The organism is Tepidicella xavieri (assembly GCF_004363315.1).
Taxonomy (GTDB): domain Bacteria; phylum Pseudomonadota; class Gammaproteobacteria; order Burkholderiales; family Burkholderiaceae_C; genus Tepidicella; species Tepidicella xavieri.
This window is the reverse complement of record NZ_SNYL01000012.1, coordinates 86264-94090: the sequence shown is the minus strand read 5'-3', so window position 1 is coordinate 94090 and position 7827 is coordinate 86264. Positions and strand designations below refer to the sequence as shown.

At 66.0% G+C, this 7827-nt stretch carries 9 protein-coding genes; 7 read left to right on the top strand and 2 right to left on the bottom strand.

Annotated elements, in window-relative coordinates; all coding sequences use genetic code 11:
• Window positions 1–95: 95 nt before the first annotated feature.
• Together DFR43_RS10515 and DFR43_RS10510 are read right to left on the bottom strand one after the other, a co-directional pair.
• Window positions 96–713 (bottom strand): ParA family protein, encoded by a 618-nt coding sequence (locus DFR43_RS10515; RefSeq protein WP_133598427.1) that lies wholly within the window; start codon window positions 711–713, stop codon window positions 96–98.
• A 41-nt stretch (window positions 714–754) separates the two neighbouring features.
• Entirely contained in the window at window positions 755–1513 is a 759-nt protein-coding gene (locus DFR43_RS10510) for a sulfite exporter TauE/SafE family protein (protein ID WP_133598425.1), read from the bottom strand.
• 25 nt (window positions 1514–1538) lie between these two features.
• On the opposite strand from DFR43_RS10510, the gene DFR43_RS10505 reads away from it, so the two are divergent.
• The 7 genes from DFR43_RS10505 to ribBA all read left to right on the top strand — a co-directional run bounded on the left by DFR43_RS10505 (window position 1539) and on the right by ribBA (window position 7824).
• The gene (locus tag DFR43_RS10505; protein ID WP_133598423.1) at window positions 1539–2177 is read left to right on the top strand and encodes a trimeric intracellular cation channel family protein; all 639 of its coding nucleotides are present in this window, start codon (window positions 1539–1541) and stop codon (window positions 2175–2177) included.
• Window positions 2178–2197: 20 nt separating this feature from the next.
• On the top strand, window positions 2198–2632 hold the full coding sequence (locus DFR43_RS10500) for a DUF1841 family protein (protein WP_133598421.1): 435 nt from the start codon (window positions 2198–2200) through the stop codon (window positions 2630–2632).
• Window positions 2633–3180: 548 nt separating this feature from the next.
• Window positions 3181–4050: a lytic transglycosylase domain-containing protein gene (locus tag DFR43_RS13920; protein WP_133598419.1), complete on the top strand. Its 870-nt coding sequence runs from the start codon at window positions 3181–3183 to the stop codon at window positions 4048–4050.
• 217 nt (window positions 4051–4267) lie between these two features.
• Window positions 4268–5512: a serine hydroxymethyltransferase gene (gene glyA, locus DFR43_RS10490; protein WP_133598417.1), complete on the top strand. Its 1245-nt coding sequence runs from the start codon at window positions 4268–4270 to the stop codon at window positions 5510–5512.
• Window positions 5513–5524: 12 nt separating this feature from the next.
• The gene (gene nrdR / locus DFR43_RS10485; protein ID WP_133598415.1) at window positions 5525–5974 is read left to right on the top strand and encodes a transcriptional regulator NrdR; all 450 of its coding nucleotides are present in this window, start codon (window positions 5525–5527) and stop codon (window positions 5972–5974) included.
• A gap of 35 nt (window positions 5975–6009) precedes the next feature.
• A complete protein-coding gene (locus tag DFR43_RS10480) occupies window positions 6010–6657 on the top strand; it encodes a riboflavin synthase (protein WP_133598413.1) in 648 nt (215 codons plus the stop codon).
• 30 nt (window positions 6658–6687) lie between these two features.
• Complete coding sequence (ribBA, locus tag DFR43_RS10475; RefSeq protein WP_133598411.1) at window positions 6688–7824, top strand: bifunctional 3,4-dihydroxy-2-butanone-4-phosphate synthase/GTP cyclohydrolase II; 1137 nt, start codon at window positions 6688–6690, stop codon at window positions 7822–7824.
• Window positions 7825–7827: the final 3 nt, after the last annotated feature.

Below are 7827 nucleotides of genomic sequence, written 5' to 3'. Positions count from 1 at the left end.
CTCTCATCTTCGGTGTCTGGTGTCTGGTCGTCGTCGCCGTGGCTCACATGGTACCCGTACCAAGACCGGCCACAGGGGAGTTTTTCAACGGCCTGTTAGCGATCCAACCAGCGGCAAATCGGCACCCATTGCTCCAGGTCGCGCCGCACCTGAGCCGGCTGGACGTCGAACAGCGTCAGCCCCTGGGCCGCCAGGTGGATGTAGATTTGCGTCTCGCGCAGGTAGGCCAGCACGGGCAAGCCGAGCGACTCGACGAAGGCCCGCAGTTTGTCGGCCGCCAGCGTGCGGCTGTCCACCCGCATGCCGACGACCCCAATGTCCAGCACTGCCGCGCGGCGGCGCTCCTGCAGTTCATCCAGGAAGGCCCGCGTGGCAAAAATGTCAAACACGCTGGGCTGCAGGGGGATGAGGAGCTTGTCGGCGCGGCGCAGCACCTCCTTGAGCGCGCGGCCGTGGAGGCCGGCCGGCGTGTCCAGCACCACATGGGTGGTGCCGCGCGGCGGCTTGAGCACCTCGCTGCTGCTGGCGTCCCAGGTCACGATGGGGCGGGCTTGCGGGGGCCGCAAGGCCAGCCACTGCCCTGAGGACTGCTGCCGGTCGGCATCGCCCAGCATCACGCTGTGACCCTGCCGGGCCAGATAACCGGCCACGTTGGTGGCCAATGTGGATTTGCCGACCCCGCCTTTGGGATTGGCCACGACGATCACGCTCATGTCGCCCCTTTCAGTCACCCCACCATCTTGACCCCGCTACCTTATCCCATCCAGCCATCCCACACCAGCTTGATGCCGGTCAGGAACATGCCCAGGTACACCAACCGGTAAAACAGCCGGGGCTCGATGCGCCGCGCCAACCGCACCCCCAGCCACACCCCGACGGGGGCCACGGGCAAGAGCACGAGCGAGGTGGCGAAATTGCGCCAGTCCAGCAGCCCCAGCCAGGCATAAGGCACCCATTTCGACAGATTGACCACGAAAAACAGGAACGCCATGGTGGCCGTGAAGACGACGGGGCGCAGCTTCAGCGGAATCACATAGGCATTGAGTGGCGGCCCACCGGCATGGGCCACGAAACTGGTGAATCCGGATGTCACCGTCAGCAACGCGCCCACCCAGCGTGGCGGCGCAGGGGCATCGGGCCGGGGCGGAAACAGCAGACGCTGCGCCAGAAACAGCAATGTCAGCCCGCCCACCAGCGCCGCCACGATCCGCGCATCCACCCATTTGAACAGCACGGTGCCCAGGAGCGTGCCGAGCAAGGCAAACGGCACCAGAAAGCGCAGCAGCCGCCAGTCCACGTCGCGCCGGAAAGCCGCCATCCCCAACACGTCCATCACCAGCAGCAAAGGCATGAGGATGGCGGCGGCCTGGGGCACCGTCACGGCCAAGGCCATCATCGGCACCGCCAAAGCCCCGAACCCGGAGCCAAAGCCGCTCTTGCTGATGCCCATGAGCAAGACCGCGGGCACGGCCACGGCATAAAACCCAGGATCAGTGATAGGCGCGAAAATCACGGAAAAGACTCTACCATCTGCATCCATGGACAACCTGCCCGTGTGGGCGTACCGGCTCAGTGTCGCCATCGAGGCGGCGGCCGTACTGGCCTTTGCTCTGTCCGGCCTGCTGGCCGCCGCCCGCAAGCAGCTCGACGCGGTGGGTGTGTTCACCGTGACCTTTTTGGCGGCTTTCGGTGGCGGCACGCTGCGCGACTTGCTGCTCGATCAGCGCCCTTTCTTCTGGGTCGAGCATGTCCACTGGCTGTGGCTGCTGATGGGGCTGTGCGTGGCGGCAATGGCTTTCATGCGCCATCGCCATTTCGAGCCCACCGAACGGGCCATGCAATGGCCCGATGCGTTGGGGCTGGGCCTGTTCGCCGCCGCCGGGGTGAGCAAAGCGCTGCACACGGGCTCCCCCGCGCTGGTGGCGGTGCTCATGGGCGTGGTCACCGGCGTCTTTGGCGGCGTGCTGCGTGATGTGGTCTGCAACGAGATCCCACGCGCCTTCCAGGACCATCGACCCTACGCCGTGTGCGCCTTTATCGGCGGGTGGGCGTATGTCGGCTGGTGGCACTGGACTGAATCGGCCGCCCAGGCAATGATGGTGTGTGTGGCCGTGACCTTTGGCTTGCGGGCGCTGGCCCTGTGGCGCAACTGGGTCCTGCCCGCCTGGAAAGCCTGAAGCGGCGACAATCCCCACCTATGTTCCAGCCCTCCCAAGCCGATGTGCGACGCTTTTTTTGCGGCGCGTATGACAAACTCCAGCGTCAGCTCCCGATGGAGCCGATCGAGATGCTGGCCAGCGAATGGATACGCCTGCATCCCGAATACCATGCCGAGCTGGCTGACCTCGATCGCGCCCTGGCCGCAATGCAGACCGTTGACCCGGCCCGCGACAACCCCTTTTTGCATCTGGCCATGCACCTGAGCATCAGCGAACAGTGCTCCATCGACCAGCCACCGGGCATCCGGCAAGCGGTGGAACTGCTGGCCGTCCGGCTGGATTCCTTGCATGACGCTCACCACCAGGTCATGGAATGCCTGGGCCAGATGCTCTGGGAGAGCCAGCGCAGCGGGCGCCCGCCCGATGGCCAGGCGTACATCGACGCCGTGCGCCGCCGCGCCACAGCGGCCTGAGACCGGCGGCCTGAGACGCGCTCAAATGAATTGACCCCGGCAGGCTGCACCCACCGGGGTCATCGGCCGGGCCAAACCCTGTGCCGAGAGGCGAGGCGGAGTGTCCTCGTCACGCCACGCCGGAAGCAATGGATTGCTTCCATTGGTTTGCCAGGCAACGGGGGCGGACCCCGCTGCGGGCAGTGGCCTGCAACAACTGATCAGTTAGGCGCTGCTGCAGACGGTTTTGACTGTAACGGCTCTGTCACGCTTTGCCCAGCTGATTTTTTTTATGACGGCTATCGGCTTCATTGTTTTTTTCCAATGCCGGGCAACGCGCCCTTGGGTCACCTCTCTATATTCTTTTTTAGAAATAAAAAATCATTTTGTAAGTGTTGACAGGTAATTTATACCCCCTTACCATCCGCGCCAATCCGAACTTGGTATTAACCCTAGGGTACGCTGCCGGCTACGGCCAAGTCGATGACACACCATGGTTTTTCGACGGCGTCCTCATCGAGTGCGACCTGCGCGAAGCAGCGCGGGCCACACCCAGAAAGGAGCGTGCTATGACAACGCCTCAGACGCCCCGCCACGGCGGGGCTTTACAGCGCCTGCGCACGGCCGGCATGGACGTGGTGCAAGGCTTCGTGACCGTCACCCGCAACAGCATGGCCCTGCTGGGCTTGGTGCTGGCCTTGGGCACGGGCGTGCTGCTGACGCAGCCGCACATCCGCGACAGTGCCGAAGAGCATCTCTTTGGCTGGTTGATGGACCGCCAAATCGCGGCCAACGGCGTCGTGGCCGACCCCACGGCCATCGACCGCGTCACGGTGGCCGACCCGAGCGAACTGCCCGAGCATCAGGCCCTGATCGCTGACTGGCTGAGCCGCAAATACCGCGTGGCCAAAGAGCCTCTGAGCGCCCTGGTGGCCGAAGCCTACGACGTGGGCGGCAAGATCGGGGTGGACCCCAAGCTCATCCTCGCGGTGATGGCCATGGAGTCCCGCTTCAACCCTTTCGCCGCCAGCCCGGTGGGCGCGCATGGTCTGATGCAGGTGATGACGCGCGTCCATACCGACAAATACGAAGGTTTCGGCGGCGCCATGGCCGCCTTCGACCCGCTCACGAATCTGCGCGTGGGTGCCATGGTGCTGGAAGAAGCCATCCGCCGTGCCGGCTCGGTCGAAGGCGGGTTGCGGCTGTATGTGGGCGCCGTGACGACCGACGGCCGCGAATACATCGACCGCGTGCTGTCTGAACACGAGCGCCTGCAGCGCGTCGCCCAAGGTCAGCGGGTGGGCTTCAACGCCTACCAGCGGCGCACCCCTGCGGCCACCACGGCCACCCCCGCCCCCATGCCTGCCGCGCCCGCCGGCGTCGAGCTCGAAGCCGAGGCGCAGCCCGACAGCCTGCCCTCGGTGGCCAAAGCCTCCTGAGCTAGAATCCCGCTCGTGCGCGACTGGCGATAGGCCCGCCACCACAGCGCCCCGACATGGGGCCTGCGGCGCTGGGCTGACGTGGACCACCACGGGGAAGCGCACGGTCGAGGGCCTGCGGGCATCTGCGACACAACGCCGTTCGCCTGGGCAGCCCGTGTGCGTCGCCGTGAGCGCGAGGCACCATCACGGGTCCACCCACCTCGTCAGGACTGCCATGTACGACCGCAACATCCTCATCGAACAGACCGACCCCGAACTGTGGGCCGCCATCCAGGCCGAAAACGCCCGGCAAGAACACCACATCGAACTGATCGCCAGCGAAAACTATGCGTCGCCGGCCGTGATGGCCGCCCAGGGCACCCAGCTCACCAACAAATACGCCGAAGGCTACCCCGGCCGCCGCTACTACGGCGGCTGCGAATACGTAGACGTGGCCGAGCAACTGGCCATCGACCGCGTCAAGCAGCTCTTTGGCGCCGAAGCGGCCAACGTGCAACCGCATTGCGGCGCCAGCGCCAACGAGGCGGTGTTCCTGGCGTTCCTCAAGCCCGGCGACACCATCATGGGCATGAGCCTGGCCGAGGGCGGCCACCTGACGCACGGCATGCCCCTGAACATGAGCGGCAAGTGGTTCAACGTCGTCTCCTATGGCCTGAACGAGCGCGAGGAAATCGACTACGACGCCATGGAGCGCAAGGCCCATGAGCACCGGCCCAAGCTGATCATCGCCGGCGCCAGCGCCTACAGCCTGCGCATCGACTTCGAGCGCTTCGCGCGCGTGGCCAAAGACGTGGGGGCCCTCTTCATGGTCGATATGGCGCACTACGCGGGGCTGATCGCCGCCGGCGTCTATCCCAACCCGGTGCCGCACGCCGACGTGGTCACCTCCACCACGCACAAGAGCCTGCGCGGCCCGCGTGGCGGCATCATCCTGATGAAGGCCGAGCACGAGAAGGCCATCAACAGCGCCGTCTTCCCCGGTTTGCAGGGCGGCCCGCTGATGCACGTGATTGCCGCCAAGGCCGTCGCGTTCAAGGAGGCGCTGACGCCTGAATTCAAGGCCTACCAACAGCAGGTCATCCGCAACGCCCAGATCGTGGCCGAAACGCTGACCGAGCGCGGCCTGCGCATCGTCAGCGGCCGCACCGAAAGCCACGTGATGCTGGTAGACCTGCGTGCCAAAGGCATCACCGGCAAGGAAGCCGAGGCCGTGCTGGGCCAAGCGCACATGACGATCAACAAGAACGCCATTCCGAACGACCCCGAAAAGCCGATGGTGACCAGCGGCATCCGCGTGGGCACGCCGGCCATGACGACCCGTGGCTTCAAAGACGAAGAAGCCCGCCTGACCGCCAACCTGATTGCCGACGTGCTGGACAACCCGCGCGATGCGGCCAACATCGAAGCCGTGCGGGCCAAGGTCAATGCGCTGACGGCCCGCTTCCCGGTTTACCGCTGAGCCCCGGCCGCCATGAAATGCCCCTTCTGCGGCCACGCCGACACCCAGGTGGTGGAAACGCGCGTGGCCGAGGAAGGGCTGTTCATTCGGCGACGCCGGCGCTGCCCGGCCTGCGACAAGCGCTTCACCACCTATGAGCGCCCCGAGGTGAGCTTCCCTCAGGTCGTCAAGAAAGACGGCCGCCGCATCGACTACGACAGCGCCAAGCTGCGCGCCAGCTTCGCCCTGGCGTTGCGCAAGCGCCCGGTCAGTACCGAGCAGGTGGATGCGGCCATGGAGCGCATCGAGGAAAAATTGCTCAACCTCGGCGTGCGCGAAGTGCCCTCGCAGCAGATCGGCGAATGGGTGATGCGCGAGCTCAAAAAGCTGGATCAGGTGGCCTACGTGCGCTTTGCCAGCGTCTATCGCAGCTTCGAAGACATCAACGAGTTCAAGACCCTGGTGGATGAAGTGCGGCGCTAGCCACGCCCACCCCACATTCCTGCGACAATATCGGGATGTTCACCGGCATCATCACCGGCGTGGGGCGCATCGCCGCCGTCCACTCCTTGGGCTCTTCCGATCAGCACGGCAAACGCCTGACCGTGCAGGCGCCACCCGGCTACCTCGACGATGTGGGGCTGGGCGACAGCATCGCCCTCAACGGCGCGTGCATGACCGTGACCTCGCTCGACCCGGCGGGGCAGCAGTTCACGATCGACATCTCGGCCGAATCGCTGCAACGCACGGCTGGCCTGGACCGGCCCGGCCCCGTCAATCTAGAGAAAGCCCTGCGCGCCCACGACCGGCTGGGCGGACACATCGTCTCGGGCCATGTGGATGGGATAGGCCGGGTGACGCATTTCGCCGCTGTTGGCGAAAGCTGGGAACTGCGCGTGCTGGCCCCCACGGCCCTGGGCAAGTACCTGGCTTATAAAGGCTCCATCACCGTCAATGGCGTGAGCCTGACGGTCAACCGCGTGCAAGACCTGCCCTCGGGCTGTGAATGCAGCATCAACCTCATCCCCCACACGGTCGAACACACGGCGCTGGGCAGCCTTCAGGCTGGCGCTGCGGTCAACCTGGAAATCGACCTGATCGCCCGCTACGTGGAACGCATGCTCAGCGTTCGCGCGCCGTGCCCCACGGCGCTCGATGCCGCCTGACCCTGCCGCCCGACCTCTACCCTGCCCCCCATGAACGCCCCACACCCCACCCCAACGCTTGCCGGCATCTCGCCGGTCGAGGACATCGTTGCCGACATCCAGGCCGGCCGCATGGTCATCCTGGTCGATGAGGAAGACCGTGAGAACGAGGGCGATCTGGTGCTCGCGGCCGACCACGTCACGCCCGAAGCCATCAACTTCATGGCCCGCTTTGGCCGCGGCCTGATTTGCCTGACCCTGACGCGCGAACGCTGCGAACGCCTGAAGCTGCCGCCGATGGTGCCGCGCAATGGCACGAAGATGGGCACGGCTTTTACCGTCTCCATCGAAGCGGCCGAGGGCGTGACCACGGGCATCTCGGCGGCCGACCGGGCCCGCACCGTGCAAGCGGCCGTGGCCCCCGACGCCCGGCCCGAAGACCTGGTGCAGCCCGGTCACATCTTCCCGCTGCAGGCGGTCGATGGCGGGGTGCTGATGCGCGCCGGTCACACCGAAGCCGGCTGCGACCTGGCCGCCATGGCCGGCTGCACGCCTGCGGCCGTGATCTGCGAGATCATGAAAGACGACGGCACCATGGCCCGTCTGCCGGATTTGCAGCGCTTTGCGGCCGAGCATGGCCTGAAAATCGGCACGATTGCCGACCTGATCGAGTACCGCAGCCGCACCGAAAGCTTGGTGCGCCGGGTGGGGTCGCGCCCCCTGCAGACGGCCTACGGCGAGTTCCAGGCCCACGCCTTCCGCGATGTGACCGGGGGAGCCGTGCATCTGGCGCTGGTCAAGGGCGCATGGCAAGCCGACGAGGCGGTCTGCGTGCGCGTGCATGAGCCGCTGAGCGTGCTCGACGCGCTGGAGGTGGGGCGCTCCATGCATTCGTGGACGCTGGAAACCAGCCTGCGCCACATGGCCGAGCAGGGCCGTGGCGTGGTGGTGCTGCTCAACTGCGGCGAGACGGCCGAGCAACTGTTGGCCCAGTTCGAGGGCACGGCCCGCGCCGCTCAGGCCCCCGAGCGCGGGCGCATGGATTTGCGCACTTACGGCATCGGCGCCCAGATTCTGCGCGAATGCGGTGTCCACAAGATGCAGTTGCTCGGCACGCCACGCCGCATGCCCAGCATGGCGGGTTACGGCCTGGAAGTGGTCGGCTTTTTGAACAAAACGGAAGGATGAACC